This is a genomic window from Pseudomonas sp. MAG733B (genome assembly GCF_036884845.1).
Lineage (GTDB): Bacteria > Pseudomonadota > Gammaproteobacteria > Pseudomonadales > Pseudomonadaceae > Aquipseudomonas.
This window is the reverse complement of record NZ_CP145732.1, coordinates 2,508,586-2,532,833: the sequence shown is the minus strand read 5'-3', so window position 1 is coordinate 2,532,833 and position 24,248 is coordinate 2,508,586. Positions and strand designations below refer to the sequence as shown.

20 protein-coding genes are annotated in these 24,248 nt (G+C 58.1%); 16 read left to right on the top strand and 4 right to left on the bottom strand.

Going from position 1 to position 24,248, the window contains the following annotated elements:
- Nucleotides 1-166: 166 nt before the first annotated feature.
- Nucleotides 167-1,240 (bottom strand): 23S rRNA (cytidine(2498)-2'-O)-methyltransferase RlmM, encoded by a 1,074-nt coding sequence (rlmM, locus tag V6Z53_RS11540; RefSeq protein ID WP_338585624.1) that lies wholly within the window; start codon nucleotides 1,238-1,240, stop codon nucleotides 167-169.
- A gap of 222 nt (nucleotides 1,241-1,462) precedes the next feature.
- Here rlmM and acnA point away from each other — a divergent pair, with 222 nt between their 5' ends.
- From acnA to V6Z53_RS11525, 3 genes are all read left to right on the top strand, one after another.
- Nucleotides 1,463-4,204 (top strand): aconitate hydratase AcnA, encoded by a 2,742-nt coding sequence (acnA, locus tag V6Z53_RS11535; RefSeq protein WP_338585623.1) that lies wholly within the window; start codon nucleotides 1,463-1,465, stop codon nucleotides 4,202-4,204.
- Nucleotides 4,205-4,398: 194 nt separating this feature from the next.
- On the top strand, nucleotides 4,399-5,190 hold the full coding sequence (locus V6Z53_RS11530) for a CPBP family intramembrane glutamic endopeptidase (protein ID WP_338585622.1): 792 nt from the start codon (nucleotides 4,399-4,401) through the stop codon (nucleotides 5,188-5,190).
- 104 nt (nucleotides 5,191-5,294) lie between these two features.
- Nucleotides 5,295-6,860: a PAS domain-containing methyl-accepting chemotaxis protein gene (locus V6Z53_RS11525; RefSeq protein ID WP_338585621.1), complete on the top strand. Its 1,566-nt coding sequence runs from the start codon at nucleotides 5,295-5,297 to the stop codon at nucleotides 6,858-6,860.
- A gap of 82 nt (nucleotides 6,861-6,942) precedes the next feature.
- On the opposite strand, the gene V6Z53_RS11520 is transcribed toward V6Z53_RS11525, so the two are convergent.
- Nucleotides 6,943-9,717 carry a hypothetical protein gene (locus tag V6Z53_RS11520; RefSeq protein ID WP_338585620.1) on the bottom strand — a complete coding sequence of 925 codons (2,775 nt, stop codon included), beginning with the start codon at nucleotides 9,715-9,717 and terminating at the stop codon, nucleotides 6,943-6,945.
- Between the two features lie 105 nt (nucleotides 9,718-9,822).
- The gene (locus tag V6Z53_RS11515; RefSeq protein ID WP_338585619.1) at nucleotides 9,823-10,503 is read right to left on the bottom strand and encodes an alpha/beta family hydrolase; all 681 of its coding nucleotides are present in this window, start codon (nucleotides 10,501-10,503) and stop codon (nucleotides 9,823-9,825) included.
- Between the two features lie 95 nt (nucleotides 10,504-10,598).
- On the opposite strand from V6Z53_RS11515, the gene ccoN (V6Z53_RS11510) reads away from it, so the two are divergent.
- From ccoN (V6Z53_RS11510) to ccoP (V6Z53_RS11475), 8 genes are all read left to right on the top strand, one after another.
- Complete coding sequence (gene ccoN / locus V6Z53_RS11510) at nucleotides 10,599-12,023, top strand: cytochrome-c oxidase, cbb3-type subunit I (protein ID WP_338585618.1); 1,425 nt, start codon at nucleotides 10,599-10,601, stop codon at nucleotides 12,021-12,023.
- Between the two features lie 10 nt (nucleotides 12,024-12,033).
- Nucleotides 12,034-12,642, top strand: a complete 609-nt coding sequence (gene ccoO / locus V6Z53_RS11505) for a cytochrome-c oxidase, cbb3-type subunit II (RefSeq protein WP_338585616.1) — start codon at nucleotides 12,034-12,036, stop codon at nucleotides 12,640-12,642.
- A gap of 3 nt (nucleotides 12,643-12,645) precedes the next feature.
- Entirely contained in the window at nucleotides 12,646-12,843 is a 198-nt protein-coding gene (locus V6Z53_RS11500) for a CcoQ/FixQ family Cbb3-type cytochrome c oxidase assembly chaperone (protein WP_338585615.1), read from the top strand.
- Nucleotides 12,840-13,793, top strand: a complete 954-nt coding sequence (gene ccoP, locus V6Z53_RS11495; RefSeq protein ID WP_338585614.1) for a cytochrome-c oxidase, cbb3-type subunit III — start codon at nucleotides 12,840-12,842, stop codon at nucleotides 13,791-13,793. The genes V6Z53_RS11500 and ccoP (V6Z53_RS11495) overlap by 4 nt, the downstream gene beginning before the upstream one ends.
- A gap of 482 nt (nucleotides 13,794-14,275) precedes the next feature.
- Nucleotides 14,276-15,718: a cytochrome-c oxidase, cbb3-type subunit I gene (gene ccoN, locus V6Z53_RS11490; RefSeq protein WP_338585613.1), complete on the top strand. Its 1,443-nt coding sequence runs from the start codon at nucleotides 14,276-14,278 to the stop codon at nucleotides 15,716-15,718.
- Nucleotides 15,718-16,326: a cytochrome-c oxidase, cbb3-type subunit II gene (gene ccoO / locus V6Z53_RS11485; protein ID WP_010456412.1), complete on the top strand. Its 609-nt coding sequence runs from the start codon at nucleotides 15,718-15,720 to the stop codon at nucleotides 16,324-16,326. The genes ccoN (V6Z53_RS11490) and ccoO (V6Z53_RS11485) overlap by 1 nt, the downstream gene beginning before the upstream one ends.
- Nucleotides 16,327-16,331: 5 nt before the next feature.
- A complete protein-coding gene (locus V6Z53_RS11480; protein ID WP_003175465.1) occupies nucleotides 16,332-16,517 on the top strand; it encodes a CcoQ/FixQ family Cbb3-type cytochrome c oxidase assembly chaperone in 186 nt (61 codons plus the stop codon).
- Entirely contained in the window at nucleotides 16,514-17,497 is a 984-nt protein-coding gene (gene ccoP, locus V6Z53_RS11475; RefSeq protein WP_338585612.1) for a cytochrome-c oxidase, cbb3-type subunit III, read from the top strand. The genes V6Z53_RS11480 and ccoP (V6Z53_RS11475) overlap by 4 nt, the downstream gene beginning before the upstream one ends.
- A gap of 63 nt (nucleotides 17,498-17,560) precedes the next feature.
- On the opposite strand, the gene V6Z53_RS11470 is transcribed toward ccoP (V6Z53_RS11475), so the two are convergent.
- Nucleotides 17,561-18,583, bottom strand: coding sequence for a metallophosphoesterase (locus V6Z53_RS11470; protein ID WP_338585611.1), 1,023 nt, complete (start codon nucleotides 18,581-18,583; stop codon nucleotides 17,561-17,563).
- Between the two features lie 242 nt (nucleotides 18,584-18,825).
- On the opposite strand from V6Z53_RS11470, the gene V6Z53_RS11465 reads away from it, so the two are divergent.
- From V6Z53_RS11465 to V6Z53_RS11445, 5 genes are all read left to right on the top strand, one after another.
- On the top strand, nucleotides 18,826-19,080 hold the full coding sequence (locus tag V6Z53_RS11465) for a type II toxin-antitoxin system Phd/YefM family antitoxin (RefSeq protein ID WP_056857098.1): 255 nt from the start codon (nucleotides 18,826-18,828) through the stop codon (nucleotides 19,078-19,080).
- Nucleotides 19,080-19,490: a type II toxin-antitoxin system VapC family toxin gene (locus V6Z53_RS11460; protein WP_338585610.1), complete on the top strand. Its 411-nt coding sequence runs from the start codon at nucleotides 19,080-19,082 to the stop codon at nucleotides 19,488-19,490. The genes V6Z53_RS11465 and V6Z53_RS11460 overlap by 1 nt, the downstream gene beginning before the upstream one ends.
- Nucleotides 19,491-19,695: 205 nt before the next feature.
- The gene (gene ccoG / locus V6Z53_RS11455) at nucleotides 19,696-21,111 is read left to right on the top strand and encodes a cytochrome c oxidase accessory protein CcoG (protein ID WP_338585609.1); all 1,416 of its coding nucleotides are present in this window, start codon (nucleotides 19,696-19,698) and stop codon (nucleotides 21,109-21,111) included.
- An 11-nt stretch (nucleotides 21,112-21,122) separates the two neighbouring features.
- Entirely contained in the window at nucleotides 21,123-21,656 is a 534-nt protein-coding gene (locus V6Z53_RS11450) for a FixH family protein (protein WP_338585608.1), read from the top strand.
- 124 nt (nucleotides 21,657-21,780) lie between these two features.
- Complete coding sequence (locus tag V6Z53_RS11445; RefSeq protein ID WP_338585607.1) at nucleotides 21,781-24,231, top strand: heavy metal translocating P-type ATPase; 2,451 nt, start codon at nucleotides 21,781-21,783, stop codon at nucleotides 24,229-24,231.
- The last annotated feature ends 17 nt before the right edge of the window (nucleotides 24,232-24,248 follow it).

Genomic DNA, 24,248 nt, shown 5'->3' with positions numbered 1-24,248 from the left:
TGAAACTTGCCGGCATTGTCGCGCATTGCCGGGTGTAACGTCATCTTTTGGCTAGCACCGTACCTGTGGGAGCGGGCTTGCTCGCGAAGGCGGTGCGTCAGCAACGTTGATGTCGACTGACACGACGCCTTCGCGAGCAAGCCCGCTCCCACAAGGGTCGTGCGTGTCAGCGGGACTTGGGTTTCTTCACGTCCAGCCGGCGCAGATGGCAGGTCACTTCTTCGCGGTCGTGGTACAGCTGTTTACAGCCGATCTCGACCTTGATTCCACGAGCCTTGAAGCCATCGGCAATGCGCTCCAGCAATCGCTTCACTTCGGCATAGCGCTGTTTCATCGGCAACTTCAGGTTGACCACCGCTTCGCGGCAATGCCCGTCGCCGATCCACTCTTCCAGCATCGCGGCGTTGCGCGCCGGTTTCTCGACGATGTCGCAGACCATCCAGTCCACCGGCTGCTTGGGCTTGAAGGTGAAACCATCGGCCATCAAGTGCTGCACTAGACCAGTGTCCATCAGGCTCTCGGCCATCGGGCCGTTGTCGATGGCGGTTACCAGCATGCCGCGATTGACCAGTTGCCAGGTCCAGCCACCCGGCGCAGCGCCGAGGTCGACGCCGGTCATGTCGCTGTGCAGGCGCTCGTCCCACTGATCGCGCGGGATGAAATGGTGCCAGGCTTCTTCCAGCTTCAAGGTCGAACGGCTCGGCGCCTCGCGGGGGAACTTCAAACGCGGAATGCCCATCGGCCACATCGCCGAGTTGTTCGACTCCGCCAGACCGACAAACACCTCACGACCGCTTTTGAAGGTCAGAAGAAGTCGCGGTTTATGAGCATCTTCGACAAGCTTGCCGGCAGCCATCAGCGCCTTGCGCAAGTGAACTTCGAATTTCTTGCAGAAGTTCGACAGTTCCTTGCCATCGTTGGTATCGACCATTTCCAGCCACAGGCTGCCGCACACCGGAAAATCCGCCATGTGCGCGAGGATCACGCTGATGCGGTCGGTTTCCGGCAGGTCGATGAAAATGCCCCGGGCCCATTGGCGCGGGAAGATCAGTCGTTCGAAACGCTGACCACGCATCAGGCGTTCGGCGCCGTCTTCTTCGGTGCAGACAAATTCGGCGCAGGCACTGGCGGCCTTGGCCTTGGCATAACCGGCCACGTTCAGTTGTGCGGCGAGGTCGGAAATCTCGGAACAGACTTCACCTTCGAAACCTGGCCGGCAATGCATGAATAGGGTGTTCATTCTTACTCCTGGGCAGATGGCGAGACATTCAACCACTGCGCGATGCCCAGACTTGCCCTGAAGCAAAGCCTGTCACGAAAACCGGCGCATGATAGCCGACTTCGGAACCTCGGACTTGTCGATAGAGTCCAGTTATTAGCCAGCTACTTAAAACAGGGCTAGGTTTAATGCTCTGCCCGTCCCCTCAGTCCGTAGCCGTGCGGACTTCAAGGAGTGATCGCAATGCCGTCCCTCGATAGCCTGAAGACTCTGAAAACCCTGCAAGTCGACGACAAGACCTACCACTATTTCAGCCTGCCCGATGCCGCCAAGAGCCTGGGCGATCTGGACAAGTTGCCGATGTCGTTGAAAGTGCTGCTGGAAAACCTGCTGCGCTGGGAAGACGAAAAAACCGTGACCGGCGCCGACCTCAAGGCGATTGCCGCCTGGCTCAAGGAGCGCCGCTCCGACCGCGAAATCCAGTACCGCCCGGCACGGGTATTGATGCAAGACTTCACCGGCGTGCCCGCCGTGGTCGATCTGGCCGCCATGCGTGCGGCGATGGCCAAGGCCGGTGGCAATCCGCAGCGGATCAACCCGCTCTCCCCCGTCGATCTGGTGATCGACCACTCAGTGATGGTCGACAAGTTCGCCACCAGCAGCGCCTTCAAACAGAACGTCGACATCGAAATGCAACGCAACGGCGAACGTTATGCGTTCCTGCGCTGGGGCCAAAGTGCATTCGACAACTTCAGCGTAGTGCCGCCGGGCACCGGGATCTGCCACCAGGTGAATCTGGAATACCTGGGCCGCACGGTGTGGACCAAAGACGAGGATGGCCGCACTTACGCCTTCCCGGACACGTTGGTCGGCACTGATTCCCACACCACCATGATCAACGGCCTCGGCGTGCTTGGCTGGGGCGTCGGCGGGATCGAAGCGGAAGCGGCGATGCTCGGGCAACCGGTGTCGATGCTGATTCCGGAAGTGATCGGCTTCAAACTTACCGGCAAGCTCAAGGAAGGCATCACCGCCACCGACCTGGTGCTGACCGTGACCCAAATGCTGCGCAAGAAAGGCGTGGTCGGCAAATTCGTCGAGTTCTACGGCGATGGCCTCGCCGACTTGCCGCTGGCCGACCGCGCGACCATTGCCAACATGGCTCCGGAGTACGGCGCCACCTGCGGCTTTTTCCCGGTGGACGACGTGACGCTGGAATACTTGCGTCTGTCCGGCCGCCCGATTGAAACCGTGAAACTGGTCGAGGCCTACAGCAAGGCGCAAGGCCTGTGGCGCTTGCCGGGCAAGGAACCGGCATTCACCGACAGCCTGGCGCTGGACATGGCCAGCGTCGAAGCCAGCCTCGCCGGACCGAAACGCCCGCAAGACAGGGTTTCACTGCCGAATGTCGCACAAGCCTTCAGCGACTTCCTCGGCCTGCAAATGAAGCCCACCAGCAAGGAAGAAGGTCGCCTGGAAAGCGAGGGCGGCGGCGGTGTGGCGGTGGGCAACGCCGATCTGGCCGGTGAAGTGGACTACGACTTTGAAGGGCAAACGGTTCGCCTGAAAAACGGCGCGGTGGTGATCGCGGCGATTACCTCCTGCACCAACACCTCCAACCCGAGTGTGATGATGGCTGCCGGCCTGGTGGCGAAGAAAGCCGTGGAAAAAGGCCTGCGCCGCAAACCCTGGGTGAAAAGCTCGCTGGCCCCCGGCTCGAAAGTGGTCACCGATTACTACAAGGCTGCCGGCCTGACGCAATACCTCGATGCGCTCGGGTTTGCCTTGGTCGGTTATGGCTGCACCACCTGCATCGGCAACTCCGGTCCGTTGCCGGAACCGATCGAAAAAGCCATCCAGAAAGCCGACCTGACCGTGGCCTCGGTGTTGTCGGGTAATCGCAACTTCGAAGGTCGGGTTCATCCGCTGGTGAAAACCAACTGGCTGGCGTCGCCGCCGCTGGTGGTTGCTTACGCATTGGCCGGCACGGTGCGCATCGACCTCAGCCGTGAGCCCTTGGGCGAGGACCAGAACGGCAATCTGGTTTATCTGCGGGACATCTGGCCGAGCACCCAGGAAATCGCCGAGGCCGTGGAGCAGGTCAACACCGCCATGTTCCACAAGGAGTACGCCGAAGTGTTTGCCGGTGACGAACAATGGCAAGCCATCGAAGTGCCGCAAGCGGCGACCTACGTCTGGCAGGACGATTCAACCTATATCCAGCATCCGCCGTTCTTCGATGACATTGGCGGACCACCGCCGGTGGTCAAGGACGTCAGTGGCGCGCGCGTGCTTGCGCTGCTGGGCGATTCGGTAACTACCGACCACATCTCCCCGGCCGGCAACATCAAGGCTGACAGCCCGGCGGGCCGCTACCTGCGCGAGAAAGGCGTGGAGCCGCGCGATTTCAACTCCTACGGCTCGCGCCGTGGTAACCACGAAGTGATGATGCGCGGCACCTTCGCCAACATCCGCATTCGCAATGAAATGCTCGGCGGCGAAGAAGGCGGCAACACCCTCTACATCCCGACCGGAGAGAAGCTGGCGATCTACGACGCGGCCATGCGGTATCAAGCCGCAGGGACGCCGCTGGTGGTGATCGCCGGGCAAGAATACGGCACCGGATCGAGCCGCGACTGGGCGGCCAAGGGCACCAATCTGCTGGGGGTCAAAGCGGTCATCGCCGAAAGTTTCGAACGGATTCACCGTTCCAACCTGGTGGGAATGGGTGTGCTGCCGCTGCAGTTCAAGCTCGATCAGAATCGCAAGAGCCTGAACCTCAGAGGCACCGAAACCCTGGACATTCTCGGCCTGACCGGCGTTGAGCTGACGCCGCGGATGAATCTGACGCTGGTCATCAATCGTGAAAACGGCACCAGTGAAAGGATCGAGGTGCTGTGCCGGATCGATACGCTCAATGAGGTGGAATATTTCAAGTCGGGAGGGATTTTGCATTACGTGTTGCGGCAGTTGATTGCGTCGTAGTTGTGCAATGACAAAGACACCGCCTTCGGGCGGTGTTTTTTTGTGCTCACGAAAAACCCTGTGGGAGCGAGCCTGCTCGCGATGGCGGTGTAACATTCACAAATGATGGTGAATGACACTCCGCTATCGCGAGCAGGCTCGCTCCCACAGGGGGCTGCTGCAGGCCCACATAATTTCAGACACAAGGATTTTCAATGCTCGCCCTGCCATGGACGCTTCTGGCCCTGCTCTCCCTCGGCTACGGCGTGGCCCTGACCTATGGCCGACTCGGCTGGCTCGCCGGGATATCCGTCGGCTTGTTGCTGATCGCCGGTTACGCCGTCCGCCAACAACAACTTCAGTTCGGTCGCTACCTCGGCCACGCGCTGTTCATTTTCCTTGCCCTGGCCTTGGCGATGCACTGGCTGCCGGGGTTCTACAACGGTCGAGTCATTCCACCTCAGCGCTTCACCGACGATGCCGTGCGGTTCGCCATGCACCTGAATCTGGACAAACCCTTGATCGGCTTCTGGCTGTTGCTGGCCTGTCCGTGGATTGTCGGTCGGCGTTCGCTGCGACTGTTCCTATATGCCGTGCCTATGGCGCTGGCCCTGAGCGCTGTGTTGGCCTTGGGTGGTGCGCTATTGTTGGGTGTCATCGGCTGGGCGCCGAAATGGCCGGATCACGCCTGGCTGTGGCTGCTGAACAATCTGCTGCTGGTGACGCTGGTCGAAGAAGCGCTGTTTCGCGGCTATATCCAGGGCGGTCTGAGCCGATGCTTCAAGCACCTGGCGTACGGTGAAAACCTTGCCCTGCTGCTCGCCTCGCTATTGTTCGGCCTGGTGCACGCAGGGGCTGGCTGGCAATGGGTTTTACTGGCGAGCCTGGCCGGGATCGGATACGGACTGGCCTACCGTTTTGGTGGACTGGCCGCAGCCGTTGCCACGCATTTCGGCTTGAACGTGCTGCACTTTGGCCTGTTCACCTATCCGATGCTGGCGCGCTGACGCAAGGGTCGTTTTGCGACGTGCCACTGATTATCGAAAAATATTCTCAACAAATCCCGATGGTGGCCGATACAGCACTTGAAAGCCTTGCGGATTAAAAAGCCATGCGTAACAACCAGCCAATTACACAACGCGAGCGGACCTTCCCCGCCCAGCAACGGTTGATTTCCACCACCGATGCCAAGGGCATGATTACCTACTGCAACGACGACTTCGTCGAGATCAGCGGGTTTTCTCGTGAGGAACTGATCCGTGCGCCGCATAACCTGGTGCGTCACCCCGATGTCCCGGCCGCGGTGTTCGCGCACATGTGGGCCACACTGAAACAAGGCTTGCCATGGATGGGCATCGTCAAGAATCGCTGCAAGAGCGGTGATCACTATTGGGTGAACGCCTATGTGACGCCGATCTTCGAAGGCAATCAGGTGATCGGTTACGAGTCGGTGCGGGTCAAACCCACCGCCGAACAGATTCACCGCGCCGAAGCGCTCTACCAACGCATCAACCAGGGCAAGTCGGCCATTCCCTCATCCGATAAATGGTTGCCGGTCCTGCAGGACTGGCTGCCGTTCATTCTGGTCAGCCAGTTGAGTTTCATGATCGGTGCCACCCTGACCTCGCAGTGGGGTTTCGCCCTCGCCGCCGGTCTTTCGGTGCCGCTGGGCCTGATGGGGCTGAGCTGGCAGCAACGCGGCATCAAGCGCTTGCTGCGCCTGGCCGAGCAGACCACGTCCGACCCGTTGATCGCGCAGATGTACACCGACAGCCGTGGCGCCCAGGCGCGTCTGGAAATGTCGATCCTTAGCCAGGAAGCGCGTCTGAAAACCTGCCTGACTCGTCTGCAAGACACGGCCGAACACCTGACCGATCAGGCGAAGCAATCCGATGCCCTGGCGCACAACAGCTCCACTGGCCTGGAACGTCAGCGCGTCGAGACCGAGCAAGTGGCGACCGCCGTCAATCAGATGGCCGCCACCACTCAGGAAGTCGCCAGCCACGTGCAGCGCACCGCCGACGCCACTCAGGAAGCCAATCGCCTGACCGGTCGCGGTCGTGACATCGCCGGGGAAACCCGCGAAGCGATTCAACGCCTGTCGGTGGTCGTGGGTGAAACCGGCCTGACCGTGACCCAACTGGCCAAGGACAGTGACGAAATCGGCGGTGTGGTCGACGTGATCAAAGGTATCGCCGACCAGACCAACCTGCTGGCGCTCAACGCCGCCATCGAAGCGGCCCGCGCCGGTGAGATGGGGCGTGGTTTTGCGGTGGTCGCCGACGAAGTCCGTCAACTGGCGCAACGCACCAGCGAATCCACCGGGCAGATCCACGCCCTGATCGCCAAGCTGCAGCAAACCGCCAGCACTGCCGTGCAGACCATGGAAGCCGGGCATCGTCAGGCTGAAGAAGGTGTGGCACGGGTACTGGAAGCGGATCAGGCATTGGTGGGCATCAGCGAAGCGGTGGCCAACATCACCGACATGACCACCCAGATCGCTGCCGCGACCGAAGAGCAAAGTGCCGTGGCCGAGGAAATCAGCCGCAACATCAGCAACATCTCGCACCTGGCGGACCAGACCTCGGAACAGGCGCAGAACTCGGCGTTGTTGAGTGAAGAGCTGACCAAGACTGCCAACACGCAGTATTCGTTGGTGGAGCGGTTTAACCGCTGAAAACAGCCCCATACATGACAGAGCCTTGAGCTCTGTCATGTATAAATAGGGCTAGTTACTAATAAAATTCAATATTACCAACTTACTCACCCCACCTCTTCTTCACATAGTTCGAAAACATCTCCCTCTCTCCACCCTTAATGAGTTGTTCTTTGCAGTACTCATAATAGGTGGCTAAACACCCCATTCTCTGCGCCTTGAATTCTTTGTGAGTCTCGTCCGCGACTGGTGCCAACCTAAGGTTATGCCCACCCAACAAACACTGACGTTTAACAATATCGAAAAACGGAACGCGATCGGCATTTTTAGACATATCGTACATGGCCATCATAAAGCCTGAACGCCCTCCCCCCCCAGCACAATGAATATGCATCCAGCTATCTGTAGATTGCGCCTTTATAAGCTCATCAAACTGAACCATGGTTTGCAGATCAGGAGGAAGATGATCGACTACAGGGAGCCGTATATAAGATACATTTTGCGTCCGCAACCACTCCTCTTCCGACTGAGGTGGTACCGATGACTCGTCTATCTGCAGAGATGGAGGCAAACCATTTTTGGCCGACTTTGGCTCGTATAATACAATCCCCCTATGCCCCCCCAACTCCGCTATAAACTCGCGCTCTTTAATGATCACTTCTTCGGCCGTCAAACCTATATTGCTCCAGCCATTTTTCACATACCAAGTAACGGCATGTCCATCTACAAAACAGTGGGATTCTTGGCGTAAATCAATGATAGTAAGATTTTCTGGTTTGCCAATATCTACTTGAATAGCGACCAGCCCTTGCTGAGAAAACTGGCCGCTGGCAGAAGCGCGCAATTCCGCCAAACCTTCAGTGTTTATAGACACATTTTTTAGTGCAGTTAAGTCTGTAGGACTACGAAAGTATTTTGGCAAACTGGTCTCTTTTTTTGCATGAACGACCATTTTAGGCTCGACATCTACATTCCGTGGCATAATCAGCTCAGTTGATCTCGGGTCCTGTGGAATCATGATGGACTCGGGAGCTTGTAAACACAGCGTCCTGATAAATGCCGCACCGCCATCGGCTACAGAATAGTAAGGATCACCGGCTAAAACATTATCAACATGGCCACTTTTTACTTTAATGGAGCCTGCAAAATCTGCGGAGTGTCCTTTGGTAACCGAGAGACTATCGATTACAAAAGGAGCACGAGGAACAACATACAACTTGCCGGCCATCTTGACCAACACAGCGAAATCATTAAAGGTTCTTTCATTTTTGAAAGAACTATCAACCGGAAGATTATTTTCTCGATACAGAAGCTTGCCCTTGCCATCTATATAAACCTCCGCTTGCTGCATCTCACTGGGAGTCAAAAAATACCTTACAGAGTTCGTAATAACTCCTTTTCGTATAAATGCATGATCCGCATCAGTCGCAGCTTCCATGGCGTACTCATTTAACCAGGTTAGTCCTGACTCGCCAGATGCCCGCCATTCCTTATAAAGTCTTTCAGGCACATGAAATGGCAGAACGCTATCAGATTCTACGACTCCACTTAACTGACTGAGTACGTCCTTTTCGAATGCCCTCTCCAGACGAGGCATCGCAGATCGAACAATACCAGCCCTGATGGAATCATTAATTGAGTTTGACTCAATCATACTCGAGTGTTCGTAATTTCTGATTATCGGATGCCACACATGTTCAGCATGAAGATACGCGGAAAATTTATCAATCAAGTCAAGCCCGGTTTTATAGTGCCCCGTTTTACTGGTCAGCCCTACAACCCGCCCTTCTACCAATTTGATTTCACCAGCATAACGCACCGGCTTTCCACCCGAAATAGTTGTATGATGAAGCTCACTTCTCCGATGCTCAAAAATATATACCCGGCCTTCTGTAGACTGCACTATAGTTGCCCATCCTGGCCCCGCTTCATTCGTATAATGTCTTTCAGTACTGGCCAAATTATTCTTCGAATCATAGAAGACACCATCTTTGACACTAATGCAGCACGCTGCCAAATCCGAATCTACCAAAAACTGTATTTCTCGGGCGCCGATGATATTTCGCTCAAGATTCCGACGCTGCTCTTCACTCATATGATTGTAAGCCGAATCCTCAGCAGAGCGATTGTAATTCTCCAACCATACACTAATACTGGAATGCACATCCTGAGCAAAAAAACCCTTTAAATGACTCGGCGCAACGCCGGGCGGTCGCAACTCCAGCACCCCCGTGTTACTTTCCAAACGTTCAGAAGGACGATACAAAGAAGCTGTACTTTCAGAACCCCCACCTCGAACATACCTAATCAAACTGACAGATTGCTTCCACAACTCGTCACTTGTTTGCTTTTTTTTATCTTCACCTTCTGAACTTCCATCTTGAGCAGCCAATGCCTCGCAGAATTTTTTTCTAGCAATTGAAATTCCGTCATCCTTCGCAAATAACTGCAAAGCCTGACCAAATAACTTACTTATTCTGTCTTCAACACCCGCCCGCTCCACTCCTTCTAAGGAATCCAAACACTCATAAAGCTTTGTCAACTCTTCATTTCGCACCCTGACTTCGGAAAATAATCCTGGATCGTTTGTGCGCCGGGCTATAAGGTCTTTCCGCTCATAAGGAGTAGCTGCACTTTCTTTAGAAGATAACTCACTTGGAACTACAACTAATTTGACAGCCGAAGCCAAAAATAATTTGTCGCTATTAGATACAGCCCTTGACGCCTCCACTTTCACTTGCCCAAGAACACTCTCAGAGTTAGCCGTTGCTCCTAGCTGTCGCTGAACTTCGAACCCCCTGCCACTTTTAGCTCCTCGATTATCGGCAACATCAAGCTGAGCGGTCGAACAGCCACCAACTGAAACAGTGCCAAGCATATAAACCTCTCTACAAAAAATCCAAGCTTACAACCTGTTTAATATAAGAGATATCAAATACCGCTCACCCGTACAGAGCCATATAAACGTCGGATTTCCTTCAAACTAAGTTCTTACATGGCTAAACACTTTTCTTGCTGCAGCCTCCAAATGCTGCTCATGGCTAAACCCCGAAGCCTTTAACGGCTTCAAATCATGATCCCCCGCCACCAGCCAGAACACCTCGATGCTCGGCGACAATGTGTAAGCCTCGACCGCCTCCCGATTGCCCAACGCATCCCGCTCACCCTGCACGATCAACGTGCGGGTTTTCAACGAAGCCAAATGCTCCATCCGCGGCTTCTCCGGTTTGCCCACGGCATAAAACGGATACCCCAGGCACACCAACGCATCCGCGCCCAATTCATCGGCCAGCAAACTGGCCATCCGCCCGCCCATGGACTTGCCGCCAATGGCCAGACGCCCGGCGACATGGCGTCGCACCTCGGCATACACCTCACGCCAGCATTCCAACAGTTTCGGCGCCGGATTCGGTGGACGCTTGCCACCATCGACACGGCGTTGCGCCATGTACGGAAACTCGAAGCGCAACACGTTGACGCCTTGTGCCGCGAGGCGTGCGGCCATGTCGTTCATCCAGCCGCTGTCCATTGGCGCGCCGGCGCCGTGAGCAAGGATCAGCGTCGCCGAAGCACTGCCTGAAGCCGCATCCCACAGCCATCCATGATCGCGCACACACTGCGCCCATTGATCCCCGTCAATACCGGCCTTGTGCCCTTTGTCCATGCTTGCCTCGCTTTTAGTCTGCCTATAACTCCGGCCGAAGGGTGCGCTGCCTTGCGCGAGCGCGCTCACTTCGGCTGAACCGTGGATGGGGAACCATGAACACTTCTATCAGTACCGCCTACAACTACAAGGTGGTCCGCCAATTCGCCATTATGACGGTGGTGTGGGGCATCGTCGGCATGGGGCTCGGGGTTTTTCTCGCGGCCCAGTTGGTCTGGCCCGAACTCAACTTCAATTTGCCGTGGACCAGTTTCGGCCGCTTGCGCCCGCTGCACACCAATGCGGTGATCTTCGCCTTCGGCGGCTGCGCGCTTTTCGCCAGTTCGTTCTATTCGGTACAACGCACCTGCCAGACGCAATTGTTTGCGCCGAAAATCGCCGCGTTCTGCTTCTGGGGCTGGCAACTGGTGATTCTGCTGGCGGCCATCAGCCTGCCGCTGGGCTACACCAGTTCCAAGGAATACGCCGAGCTGGAATGGCCGATCGACATCCTGATCACCATCGTCTGGGTCGCCTACGCCATCGTGTTCTTCGGCACGGTGATGAAGCGCAAGACCAAGCACATCTACGTCGGCAACTGGTTCTTCGGCGGGTTCATCATCACCGTCGCCATCCTGCACATCGTCAACAACCTTGAGTTGCCGGTGAGCTTCACCAAGTCCTACTCCGTGTACGCCGGCGCCACCGACGCCATGGTGCAGTGGTGGTACGGGCACAACGCCGTGGGCTTTTTCCTCACCGCCGGGTTCCTCGGCATGATGTATTACTTCGTGCCGAAGCAGGCCGAACGCCCGGTGTATTCCTATCGCCTGTCGATCGTGCACTTCTGGGCGCTGATCACTCTGTACATCTGGGCCGGTCCGCACCACTTGCACTACACCGCACTGCCGGACTGGGCACAGTCGCTGGGCATGGTGATGTCGCTGGTGCTGTTGGCGCCGAGCTGGGGCGGGATGATCAACGGCATGATGACGTTGTCGGGCGCCTGGCATAAGTTGCGCAGCGACCCGATCCTGCGCTTCCTCGTGGTATCGCTGGCGTTCTACGGCATGTCGACCTTCGAAGGCCCGATGATGGCGATCAAGACCGTCAACGCCCTCTCCCACTACACCGACTGGACCATCGGCCACGTACACGCCGGCGCGCTCGGCTGGGTAGCGATGATTTCCATCGGCGCGCTGTATCACATGATCCCGAAAGTCTTCGGGCGCGAGCAGATGCACAGCATCGGCCTGATCAACGCGCACTTCTGGCTCGCCACCATCGGCACGGTTTTGTACATCGCCTCGATGTGGGTCAACGGCATAGCCCAAGGCCTGATGTGGCGTGCGGTGAACGAGGACGGCACGCTGACTTACTCCTTCGTCGAAACCCTGGTGGCCAGCCACCCGGGCTTCGTCGTGCGGTTGGTGGGCGGCGCGATCTTCCTCAGCGGCATGTTCCTGATGGCCTACAACACCTGGCGCACCGTGCGGGCCTCGCAGCCTGCCGATGTCGTCGCTGCCGCGCAGATGGCCTGAGGAGACCGCCATGAAACACGAAACAATCGAGAAAAACGTCGGCCTGCTGATGCTGCTGATGGTGCTCGCCGTGAGCATCGGCGGCCTGACCCAGATCGTCCCGCTGTTCTTCCAGGACGTGACCAATAAACCGGTGGAAGGCATGAAGCCCTACACCGCGCTGCAACTGGAAGGTCGCGACATCTATATCCGCGAAGGCTGCGTCGGTTGCCACTCGCAGATGATCCGCCCGTTTCGCGCCGAGACCGAACGCTACGGCCACTACTCGGTCGCCGGTGAAAGCGTCTGGGATCACCCCTTTCTCTGGGGTTCGAAACGTACCGGGCCGGACCTGGCGCGGGTCGGTGCACGCTACTCGGATGACTGGCACCGCGCGCACTTGTACAACCCGCGCAACGTGGTGCCGGAATCGAAGATGCCCGCCTACCCGTGGCTGGTGGCCAACCCACTCGACAGCAGCCACACCGAAACCAAGCTCAAGACCATGCGCACCCTGGGCGTGCCGTACACCGATGACGACATCGCCGGCGCCGTCGCTTCGCTCAAGGGCAAGAGCGAAATGGACGCACTGGTCGCCTATCTGCAAGTGCTCGGCACTGCGATCAAGAGCAAGAGGTGAGCCATGGTCTTTGAGTTAAGTACTGGAATGATCCGCGGCCTCGGCACGGTCGTGGTGTTCGTGGCCTTCGTCGGCCTGACGTTGTGGGTGTTCAGCGGAAAACGCAAAACGGAATTCGCCGAAGCGCGCCTGTTGCCGTTCGCCGATGAGCCGCAACCCGACATTACCCAAGCATCTGAAACAAGGAGTACCCGGCCATGACCACCTTCTGGAGCACTTGGATCTGCGTACTGACCATCGGCAGCCTGATCGGCCTGACCTGGCTGCTGATCGGCACCCGCAAGGGCGAAACCAAGGGCAGCGTCGACCAGACCATGGGCCACAGCTTCGACGGCATCGAGGAGTACGACAATCCGTTGCCGCAATGGTGGTTCATGCTATTCGCCGGCACCTTGGTGTTTGCCGTCGGCTACCTGATCCTTTATCCCGGCCTGGGCAACTGGAAAGGCATCCTGCCCGGCTACGAAAACGGCTGGACCGGCGTGCATGAATGGGAAAAGGAGATGGACAAGGCTGACGCCAAGTTCGGACCGATCTTCGCCAAATTCGCCGCGATGCCGGTGGAAGAAGTCGCTCAAGACCCGCAAGCGCTGAAGATGGGCGGTCGACTGTTTGCCTCCAACTGCTCGGTGTGCCACGGCTCGGACGCCAAGGGTGCGTTCGGTTTCCCTAACCTGGCGGACAGCGACTGGCGCTGGGGCGGCCGCGCCGACACCATCAAGACCACGATCATGGGCGGTCGCATGGCGGCAATGCCGGCCTGGGGTGAAATTCTTGGTGAGGCCGGCGTGAAAAACGTGGCGGCTTATGTACGTCATGAACTGGCCAGCCTGCCATTGCCTGCCGACAGCGGTGCCGACCTGCAAGCCGGACAGCAAGCGTTCAGCACCACCTGCGTAGCCTGTCATGGGGCAAACGGCCAAGGCACTGAAGCCATGGGTGCGCCGAACCTGACGCACCCGGCCGGTTTCATCTATGGCACCAGCCTGACGCAACTGGAACAAACGATTCGTCATGGTCGCCAGGGCCATATGCCGGCGCAGAACGAACTGCTCGGCAACGATAAAGTGCAACTGCTGGCCGCGTATGTGTACAGCCTGTCCCACGGTTTGAATACCGAACGTTTACAGGCTGAAGGCAAAAACGAATAAATCTCGACCGCTCTACTGCCGCATTCTTCGCAATGCGGCAGTTCCCTTCCCCTTTGCGACCCATTGTCGCACCCTCCTTGAGTCTTCCTTTCGGTTCCCCTGATTCGGGTCTAAGCTTCCCCCGATGCGGACCGGCGAGCACCGGTTCCAGGTCGACCCTGAACGATGTGTTCGACGAATCGGCTGACTGAAAGGCCGCAAAGGCTGGTAGATACCGGCTGTCGCGCCACTTGCCTTCGGTCACCTGATCGTTGCGTTTGAACATACCCCGTTACATCCGACCTGACCCCCTCGCCCATCGAGTCCGCCGAGACATTTTGCCTGTGGGCAATTTTGTCCTTACGCGGCGCATGGAAAGGCCGCAGAATCAGCATTTGAAAGCACTGACCCAGGTCATGGCGCGTTGCAATGACCCCCTGCTTTCTCCATACTTGCGGCCGATTTTTAATCCTAATAAAACACCCAAACCGTGGAACCTTAGAATGAGCACAGCAATCAGTCCGACTGCTTATAACTATAAGGTAGTCCGCCAGTTCGCCATCATGACGGTGGTCTGGGGGATCCTTGGCATGGGGCTCGGTGTCTTCATCGCCTCGCAACTGGTCTGGCCGGAATTGAACTTCGGTCTGCCATGGACGAGCTTTGGACGCCTGCGCCCGTTGCACACAAACCTGGTGATTTTCGCCTTCGGTGGATGTGCACTGTTTGCCACTTCCTATTACGTCGTGCAGCGAACTTGCCAAACGCGACTGATTTCCGACAGCCTCGCCGCCTTCACCTTCTGGGGTTGGCAAGCGGTGATCGTCGGCGCCATCGTTACCTTGCCGCTGGGTTACACCACCACCAAGGAATACGCTGAGCTGGAATGGCCGCTGGCTATTCTGCTGGCCATTGTCTGGGTCACCTACGGTCTGGTGTTCTTCGGCACCATCGTCAAGCGCAAGACCAAGCACATCTATGTGGGTAACTGGTTCTACGGTGCCTTCATCGTCGTGACCGCGATGCTGCACATCGTCAACCACGCCTCGCTGCCGGTCAGCTTCTTCAAGTCCTATTCCGCCTACTCGGGCGCGACGGACGCGATGATCCAGTGGTGGTACGGCCACAACGCCGTGGGCTTCTTCCTGACCACCGGCTTCCTGGGGATGATGTACTACTTCGTGCCGAAACAGGCCGAGCGTCCGATCTACTCCTATCGCCTGTCGATCGTGCACTTCTGGGCGCTGATCACCCTGTACATCTGGGCCGGTCCGCACCACCTGCACTACACCGCGCTGCCGGACTGGGCTCAGTCCCTGGGCATGGCGATGTCGATCATCCTGCTGGCTCCGAGCTGGGGCGGCATGATCAACGGCATGATGACCCTGTCGGGCGCCTGGCATAAGCTGCGCACCGACCCGATCCTGCGCTTCCTGGTCGTGTCCCTGGCGTTCTACGGCATGTCGACCTTCGAAGGTCCGATGATGGCGATCAAGACCGTCAACTCGCTCTCGCACTACACCGACTGGACCATCGGCCACGTACACGCCGGCGCTCTGGGCTGGGTAGCGATGATCTCGATCGGCGCGATCTACCACATGATCCCGAAACTGTTCGGTCGTGCGCAGATGCACAGCACCAGCCTGATCAACACGCACTTCTGGCTCGCGACCATCGGTACCGTTCTGTACATCGCTTCGATGTGGGTCAACGGCATCACCCAGGGCCTGATGTGGCGTGCAATCAACGATGACGGCACCCTCACCTACTCGTTCGTCGAAGCGCTGCAAGCCAGCCATCCTGGTTTCATCGTTCGCGCCCTGGGCGGTGCGTTCTTCGCCACCGGCATGCTGTTCATGGCCTACAACGTGTTCCGTACCGTACGCGCCTCGAACCCGGCAGAAGCTGAAGCCGCCGAACAGATTGCTGTAGTTGGAGCTCACTGATGAAGCATGAAGCAGTCGAGAAGAACATTGGCCTGCTGGCCTTCTTCATGGTTATCGCCGTCAGCGTCGGCGGCCTGACCCAGATCGTTCCGCTGTTTTTCCAGGACGTCACCAACAAGCCGGTCGAAGGCATGAAGCCGCGCACCGCCCTTGAACTGGAAGGACGCGACATCTACATCGCCAACGGTTGTGTCGGCTGCCACTCGCAGATGATTCGCCCGTTCCGTGCTGAAACCGAACGTTACGGCCACTACTCGGTCGCCGGTGAAAGCGTCTGGGACCACCCGTTCCTGTGGGGTTCCAAGCGTACCGGTCCGGACCTGGCCCGTGTCGGCGGCCGTTACTCCGATGACTGGCAGCGTGCGCACTTGTACAACCCGCGCAACGTAGTGCCCGAGTCGAAAATGCCGGCCTACCCGTTCCTCGTGGAAAACAAGCTCGACGGCAAAGATACCGCCAAGAAAATGGAAGTCTTGCGCACGCTCGGCGTCCCTTACACCGACGAAGACATCGCCGGTGCCAAGGATGCTGTGAAGGGCAAAACCGAAATGGACGCGCTGGTGGCCTATCTGCAGGGCCTGGGCACCATCATCAAAAGCAAACGGTGATCTAAATGGATATCGGGATGATTCGTGGCCTGGGCACCGTCGTTGTGATGGTGGCCTTCATCGGTCTGGCGTTGTGGGTATTCAGCCCCAAGCGCAAGTCGGAGTTTGAAGACGCGACCTTGCTGCCTTTTGCGGATGATCCCGAAGCCATCAAGCACGTCGAGCAAGCTTCTAGGAGTAACAAAGAATGACTACATTCTGGAGTCTGTACGTCACAGTCCTCAGTCTCGGTACGATCTTTTCCCTGACCTGGCTGCTGCTGTCGACCCGCAAGGGCCAGCGCAGCGAGGCCACCGAAGAGACGGTTGGGCACTCCTTCGACGGTATCGAGGAGTACGACAACCCGCTGCCGAAATGGTGGTTCATGCTGTTTGTGGGCACCATCATCTTCGCTCTCGGCTACCTGGTGCTGTACCCGGGCCTGGGTAACTGGAAAGGCCTGTTGCCGGGTTACAACTATCTGGATAACGAGAAGCAGACCGCGTTCGCCAACGGCCAGACCGGCTGGACCGGCGTTCACGAATGGGAAAAGGAAATGGCTCGTTCGGACGCCAAGTTCGGTCCGATCTTCGCCAAGTTCGCTTCCATGCCAATCGAAGAAGTGGCCAAGGATCCGCAAGCCCTGAAGATGGGGGGCCGTCTGTTCGCCTCCAACTGCTCGGTCTGCCACGGCTCCGACGCCAAAGGCGCGTACGGCTTCCCTAACCTGACTGACGCCGACTGGCGTTGGGGCGGCGAGCCGGAAACCATCAAGACCACCATCATGGGCGGCCGTCACGCGGTCATGCCGGCGTGGGCTGAAGTGATCGGCGAGCAAGGCGTCAGCGATGTGGCTGCATTCGTCCTGACCAACCTCGATGGCCGCAAACTGCCGGAAGGCGCCAAGGCTGATCCGGTTGCCGGGCAGAAGCTGTTCGCTGCCAACTGCGTGGCTTGCCACGGTCCGGAAGGTAAAGGCACCCCAGCGATGGGCGCACCCAACCTGACCCACCCGGCCGCGTTCATCTACGGTTCGAGCTTCGCTCAACTGCAGCAGACCATCCGTTACGGCCGTCAGGGCCAGATGCCTGCGCAAGAGCAAATGCAGGGCAACGACAAGGTTCACCTGCTGGCCGCTTACGTCTACAGCCTGTCTCACGGCGAGAAGGCTCCGGCGGCGGACGCCCAGTAAGGCTAACGCTTGATGCAATGAAAAAAGCCCTGTCATCTGACGGGGCTTTTTTTTGAATATTGATTATCGGACAGGGATGACCGCAATAGGCTGACGTCTTGGCCAGTTGTTGCCATTGACCTGATGTACTTTCAGCGTCTTGCGATCCGGCGCGATATCGACGATCAGATACGTCTGATTGGAAGCGCCACCGCTGAGGAACACCGGAACGTCACCGAAGTAGTCCCGACGGTTCCAGCCGAGGTATTCCCCTGGATCATTGTGCAAATGGCCGGCGAACACCGCCGTCACCGGGTAGCGGGTAATGAGTGTTTTAAAGCGCTTTATCTGTTCATCACTCCCCTGCCAACCGTCAGGCTTGTGCATGTTCAGAATGATCATCTTGCCTTCGGTGTGTGCTCGCTGCAGATCACGTTCCAACCAGTCCAGCGCATCGGTAATTTCAAACCTGACCCTGTTGAACGGGAAGCCTGAGTTAAACTCAACCGAGTAAGTCGGCTCATTATTCAGCTGCACCAAATGAACATCGCCCACTGTTTTAGAGTACGCAAGACTGCCGTAATAAACCTTGGCGCCAGATTCGGCGCGTGCAGCCAGGTCCATATTGTAAACGCTACCCCAATACCTATCCTTCAACTGCTCGATGCTACCCGCAGCGCAATTATTTTCAGGAAAGCTGCAATCATCCACATTGTTTTCGTAGTCGTGATTGCCTAATCCATAGTCATAAATACCTTTTAGTTGCTTGTCGAGAATCGACTTGACCGTCGAACGCTGTGCGCCGTGACCAAACGCCGTCAGGTCACCATTGATCATGACCGGAACCCGATCAGGGCTGGACACAAAATTACTCCTGAAGTTGGCCACATCTGAATACTGGGTCTCAATCAGCCATTGCGAACGCCGTTCTTTTTCCGCTGATGACTCCTCCCAACCAAAGTCGGAACTTTCAGTCCACGGGTACTGTGGATCCGAAGTAAAAATCAAATGCTTCGGAAGATAACCATCCTGTGCCGAATGAACGCTGAAGGCACTAACGCATAACAAAGCGCACAAAAGCGCCTTGATCATTTTTTCAGTAAACATAGATATCCATATCCATTAAGTTGAACAATTCAAGCGAGTTATAAAAGTTCGCCTCATCAACTTACGACATGAACTGATTTAGAACAAAGGGTTGGATGCTCACGCTTCAATAACGAATGTTTCGCAAGGATCCCGATCAGCCTGACAATGACCGGCGGTCGAGCGTTGGGGCGACGAGGTTGCGAGCCGAACCAGCAGGTAGTAACGTTTCTACATCCGAACATTCTGGAGGGTCACACATGATGGCCATCACCACCATTTCCAGCCGCGAATTCAACCAGGACACAAGTGGTGCCAAAAAAGCCACGCGTCAGGGGCCGGTTTTCATCACCGACCGAGGCAAACCGGCCCATGTGCTGCTAAGCATTGAGGATTACCAAAAACTGACCGGCATCAACGCCGATATCGTCGAGCTGTTGGTAATGCCAGAAGCGGCAGACATCGAGTTCGAAACCGAGCGTGCCGTGATCACTCACCGCCCTGTGGATTTGTCTTGATGTTTCTACTTGATACCAACGTGATTTCGGAGTTACGCAAACCCCAGGCTGACTCGAACGTCGTCGCCTGGGCCAAAAGCATCATCGCCCCGCGCATGTTCATTTCAGCCATTACCTTGAAAGAACTGGAGACCGGCGTACTACGCATGGAGCGACGCGATCCCGCGCAGGGAAAGGTATTGCGCACCTGGCTCAAGCGTCACGTCATCCCGGCTTTCGATGCGCGTATCCTGCCGATCGATGCTGCCGTGGCCCTTCGGTGTGCCAGCCTGCATGTGCCGGACCGCGCCAACGAAGCAGATGCGTTGATTGCAGCCACCGCGCTGGTTCATGGCCTGACTGTCGTCACCCGCAACGTCGGCGATTTTCAATCCAGTGGCGTGCAGTTGATTAACCCATGGGCCGATTGAGCTTCGGCCCTCGCAAAACCGTCCATAATTCACAAGTCAATTGATTCAAGTCATTACACCATCAATTGATTTTGCCAAACGTGACCAAAGGTCGCACCCGCGACCTAGAGCGACAGGCGTATCATTGCGCCACTGCAACACCTCTTTTTGACCGCGGTCGGCACGTACTGACCGAGGCATTTTTCCACTGCCGTGGGATGCAATGATGAGCAACCAGATTCCGGTACACGACGTCACTCCGCCCGCCAAGAACGCGAACAACAGCGTCGACCTCTACGCCTCTCGAGAAAAGATCTACACCCGCGCCTTCACCGGTCTGTTTCGCAACCTGCGCATGGCGGGCGGTGCCGTATTGTTCCTGTTGTATTTCGGTACGGTCTGGCTGAATTGGGGTGACCATCAGGCTGTCTGGTGGAACCTGCCGGAACGCAAGTTCTTCATCTTCGGTGCCACCTTCTGGCCCCAGGACTTCATCCTGCTGTCCGGCATGTTGATCATCGCCGCCTTCGGCCTGTTCTTCATCACCGTGTACGCCGGCCGGGTCTGGTGTGGTTATACCTGCCCGCAAAGCGTGTGGACGTGGATCTACATGTGGTGCGAAAAAGTCACCGAGGGCGACCGCAACCAGCGCATCAAGCTCGACAAGACGCCGATGAGCGCCAACAAGTTCCTGCGCAAATTCAGCAAGCACACCCTGTGGCTGTTGATCGGCTTCGTCACCGGCATGACCTTCGTCGGTTACTTCTCGCCGATCCGCGAACTGGTGATCGAATTCTTCACCGGCGAGTCGGATGGCTGGTCTTACTTCTGGGTCGGTTTCTTCACCCTCGCCACCTACGGCAACGCCGGCTGGTTGCGCGAGCAGGTGTGTATCTACATGTGCCCGTATGCACGTTTTCAAAGCGTGATGTTCGACAAAGACACCCTGATCGTCTCCTACGACCCGCGTCGTGGCGAAGGCCGTGGCCCGCGCAAGAAAGGCATCGACTACAAGGCCCAGGGCCTGGGTGACTGCATCGACTGCACCATGTGCGTCCAGGTCTGCCCGACCGGCATCGACATCCGGGATGGCCTGCAAATCGAATGCATCGGCTGCGCCGCGTGCATCGATGCCTGTGACGCCATCATGGACAAGATGGAGTATCCGCGCGGCCTGATCAGCTACACCACCGAACACAACCTGTCCGGGCAGAAAACCAATAAACTGCGTCCGCGCCTGATCGGCTATGCCGTGGTGCTGCTCGCGATGATCAGTTTGCTGGTGACCGCTTTCTTCATGCGCTCACTGGTGGGTTTCGACGTCAGCAAGGACCGCGTGCTGTACCGCGAGAACGCCGAGGGCCGAATCGAAAACGTCTACAGCCTGAAGATCATGAACAAGGACCAGCGCGACCACACCTACGTGCTCGAAGCCACCGGCCTGCCGGACCTCAAGCTGCAAGGCCGACGCGAAATCAAGGTCGCGGCCGGCGATATCATCAGCCAGCCCGCCGAATTGTCCGTGGCGCCGGAACACCTGCCATCGAGCACCAACGAGGTGAAATTCATCCTCAAGGATGCCGATGACGCCAGCATCCACGTTGAAGCCAAGAGCCGGTTCATCGGCCCACAAAATCGTTGAGAGAAGTGATCATGCCCGCAGCAACTGCCGCAAGTCCCTGGTACAAGCACCTTTGGCCGTGGATCATCATCGGGATCCTGGCCTGCTCGGTGACCCTGACCTTGTCCATGGTGACCATCGCGGTGAACAACCCGGACAACCTGGTCAACGACAACTACTACGAGGCCGGCAAAGGCATCAACCGCTCCCTCGACCGTGAACTGCTGGCGCAAACCCTGCTGATGCGCGCCAGCATTCATCTGGATGACGTGACCGGCGAAGTCGATTTGCGCCTGAGCGGCAACAGCCAGCCGAAAAGCCTGGAGCTGAACCTGATCTCGCCAACCCAACCGGAGAAGGACCGCAAGATCGTCCTGACCCGCAGCGAAACCGAACAGGGTCGTTACATCGGTCAGTTGAGCGACAAGATCGAAGGCCGCCGTTTTGTCGAATTGCTGGGTACCCAGGACGACCATATCTGGCGCATGTTCGAAGAAGAACTGGTCAACCATGACAAGGATCTGCTGCTCGGTGATGAACCGCTGCAAGGCGCTGAACACCAGTAGGAGCTGCCGAAGGCTGCGATCTTTTGATCTTGCTTTTGCAGCGATCCCAAAAAGATCGCAGCCTCGTTTCACTCGTCAGCTCCTACAGTGATGAGGTCCTTCCAGACGATATAGACTCCACTTCATGACAACCCCACTCCCCTGCTACCACTGCGCCCTGCCGGTCCCGCCCGGCAGTCGCTTCACCGCCGTCGTGTTCGGGGAGTCCCGCGAGTTCTGCTGTCCGGGCTGCCAGGCCGTGGCCGAAGCCATCGTCGCCGGAGGACTGGAAAGCTATTACCAACACCGCAGTGAAGCCTCGGCCAACCCCGAAGCACTGCCGGTGCAACTGGTCGATGAACTGGCGCTATACGATCGCGCCGATGTGCAACAGCCCTTCGTCCGCCACGAAGGCGATCTGGCCGAAACCACGCTGTTGATGGAAGGCATCAGTTGTGCCGCCTGCGGCTGGCTGATCGAGAAACACCTGCGCACCTTGCCGGCCGTGGCCGAAGCCCGCCTGAACCTGTCCAACCATCGCCTGCACGTGCGCTGGGCCGACGCGCAATTGCCGTTGAGCAAAGTGCTCAGCGAACTGCGCCACATCGGTTACGCCGCGCATCCGTATCAGGCCGATCGCGCCAGCGAACAACTGGCCAGCGAAAACCGTCTGGCCCTGCGCCAGCTCGGCGTGGCCGGGCTGCTGTGGTTCCAGGCGATGATGGCGACCATGGCCACCTGGCCGGAATTCAACATCGACCTCAGCCCCGAGCTGCACACCATCCTGCGTTGGGTCGCGCTGTTCCTCACCACCCCGATCGTGTTCTACAGCTGCGCACCGTTCTTCAAAGGCGCGATGCGCGACCTGCGCACCCGTCACCTGACCATGGACGTTTCGGTGTCGCTGGCCATCGGCAGTGCCTACATCGCCGGGATCTGGACTTCGATCACCGGCGTCGGCGAACTGTATTTCGATGCGGTCGGCATGTTCGCGCTATTCCTGTTGGCCGGACGTTATCTGGAGCGTCGCGCCCGCGAACGCACGGCCGCCGCCACCGCGCAACTGGTCAACTTGCTGCCCGCCTCGTGTTTGCGCTTGAGTGCCGACGGCCAGAGCGAGCGGATCCTGCTGAGCGAACTGCGTGTCGGCGATCAAGTGCTGGTGCATCCGGGCGCGATCCTTCCGGCTGACGGCAGGATCCTCGACGGCCAATCGAGCATCGACGAATCACTGCTCACCGGCGAATACCTGCCACAAGCACGCACTCCAGGCGATGCCGTCACGGCGGGCACGCTGAATGTCGAAGGCGCCTTGACCGTCGAAGTGCAGGCGCTCGGCCAGGACACCCGCCTCTCCGCCATCGTCCGCCTGCTGGACCGCGCCCAGGCGGAAAAACCACGGCTGGCGGAAATCGCCGACCGCGCCGCGCAATGGTTCCTGCTGCTGTCGCTGATCGCGGCCGCCGCCATCGGCCTGCTGTGGTGGGAACTGGATTCTTCGCGGGCGTTCTGGATTGTGCTGGCAATGCTCGTCGCGACCTGCCCGTGCGCCTTGTCCCTGGCGACGCCGACCGCTCTCACCGCAGCTACCGGCACCTTGCACAAACTCGGTTTGCTACTGACCCGCGGCCATGTGCTGGAAGGTCTGAACCAGATCGATACGGTGATTTTCGACAAGACCGGCACCCTCACCGAAGGGCGTCTGGCCCTACGTTCGATCCGCCCGCTCGGCGCATTGGGTAGCGATGAGTGCCTGGGCCTCGCCGCCGCACTGGAAAACCGTTCCGAACACCCGATCGCCCGCACCTTTGGCCGTGCGCCGCTGGCCGCTGAAGAAGTGCACAGCACACCGGGCCTTGGCCTGGAAGGCGTGGTCGGCGAACAGCGCTTGCGCATCGGTAACCCGGTATTTGTCTGCGAACTCAGCGGCGCGGCGGTGCCAACGATGCCGGATGAAGCCGGTCAATGGCTGCTGCTCGGCGATCGCCAGGGGCCGTTGTCGTGGTTCGTCCTTGATGATCGCTTGCGTGCCGACGCGCCTGCCCTGCTGGCAGCGTGCAAGGCTCGCGGCTGGCGCACGCTGCTGCTGTCCGGCGACAGCTCGCCGATGGTTGCCAGTGTGGCTGCCGAACTCGGCATCGATGAAGCCCGGGGCGGCTTGCGTCCGGACGACAAACTGCAAGTCCTGCAACAGCTGCATAAGGAAGGCCGCAAAGTGTTGATGCTCGGCGACGGGGTCAACGATGTGCCGGTGCTCGCCGCTGCCGACATCAGCGTCGCCATGGGTTCGGCCACCGATCTGGCGAAAACCAGCGCCGACGCCGTGCTGCTGTCCAATCGACTCGACGCGTTGGTTCAAGCCTTCAGCCTGGCGCGACGCACCCGTCGGGTGATCATTGAGAATCTGCTATGGGCCGCGCTGTACAATGGCCTCATGTTGCCGTTCGCCGCCCTCGGCTGGATCACGCCGGTGTGGGCCGCGGTCGGCATGTCCATCAGTTCGTTGACCGTGGTGTTGAACGCCCTGCGCCTGACTCGCCTGCCGAGCGCGCCCGTTGCCAACGCCACGCCAGAAACCCGCCCGCTGCCGGCCTGAGCCGCACGGGCATGGAG

Bases quoted from the DNA above. Each gene is read 5' to 3' on its own strand.
- rlmM (WP_338585624.1), bottom strand. From the start codon at position 1,240: ATGAACACCCTATTCATGCATTGCCGGCCAGGTTTCGAAGGTGAAGTC.
- acnA (WP_338585623.1), top strand. From the start codon at position 1,463: ATGCCGTCCCTCGATAGCCTGAAGACTCTGAAAACCCTGCAAGTCGAC.
- V6Z53_RS11530 (WP_338585622.1), top strand. From the start codon at position 4,399: ATGCTCGCCCTGCCATGGACGCTTCTGGCCCTGCTCTCCCTCGGCTAC.
- V6Z53_RS11525 (WP_338585621.1), top strand. From the start codon at position 5,295: ATGCGTAACAACCAGCCAATTACACAACGCGAGCGGACCTTCCCCGCC.
- V6Z53_RS11520 (WP_338585620.1), bottom strand. From the start codon at position 9,717: ATGCTTGGCACTGTTTCAGTTGGTGGCTGTTCGACCGCTCAGCTTGAT.
- V6Z53_RS11515 (WP_338585619.1), bottom strand. From the start codon at position 10,503: ATGGACAAAGGGCACAAGGCCGGTATTGACGGGGATCAATGGGCGCAG.
- ccoN (WP_338585618.1), top strand. From the start codon at position 10,599: ATGAACACTTCTATCAGTACCGCCTACAACTACAAGGTGGTCCGCCAA.
- ccoO (WP_338585616.1), top strand. From the start codon at position 12,034: ATGAAACACGAAACAATCGAGAAAAACGTCGGCCTGCTGATGCTGCTG.
- V6Z53_RS11500 (WP_338585615.1), top strand. From the start codon at position 12,646: ATGGTCTTTGAGTTAAGTACTGGAATGATCCGCGGCCTCGGCACGGTC.
- ccoP (WP_338585614.1), top strand. From the start codon at position 12,840: ATGACCACCTTCTGGAGCACTTGGATCTGCGTACTGACCATCGGCAGC.
- ccoN (WP_338585613.1), top strand. From the start codon at position 14,276: ATGAGCACAGCAATCAGTCCGACTGCTTATAACTATAAGGTAGTCCGC.
- ccoO (WP_010456412.1), top strand. From the start codon at position 15,718: ATGAAGCATGAAGCAGTCGAGAAGAACATTGGCCTGCTGGCCTTCTTC.
- V6Z53_RS11480 (WP_003175465.1), top strand. From the start codon at position 16,332: ATGGATATCGGGATGATTCGTGGCCTGGGCACCGTCGTTGTGATGGTG.
- ccoP (WP_338585612.1), top strand. From the start codon at position 16,514: ATGACTACATTCTGGAGTCTGTACGTCACAGTCCTCAGTCTCGGTACG.
- V6Z53_RS11470 (WP_338585611.1), bottom strand. From the start codon at position 18,583: ATGTTTACTGAAAAAATGATCAAGGCGCTTTTGTGCGCTTTGTTATGC.
- V6Z53_RS11465 (WP_056857098.1), top strand. From the start codon at position 18,826: ATGGCCATCACCACCATTTCCAGCCGCGAATTCAACCAGGACACAAGT.
- V6Z53_RS11460 (WP_338585610.1), top strand. From the start codon at position 19,080: ATGTTTCTACTTGATACCAACGTGATTTCGGAGTTACGCAAACCCCAG.
- ccoG (WP_338585609.1), top strand. From the start codon at position 19,696: ATGAGCAACCAGATTCCGGTACACGACGTCACTCCGCCCGCCAAGAAC.
- V6Z53_RS11450 (WP_338585608.1), top strand. From the start codon at position 21,123: ATGCCCGCAGCAACTGCCGCAAGTCCCTGGTACAAGCACCTTTGGCCG.
- V6Z53_RS11445 (WP_338585607.1), top strand. From the start codon at position 21,781: ATGACAACCCCACTCCCCTGCTACCACTGCGCCCTGCCGGTCCCGCCC.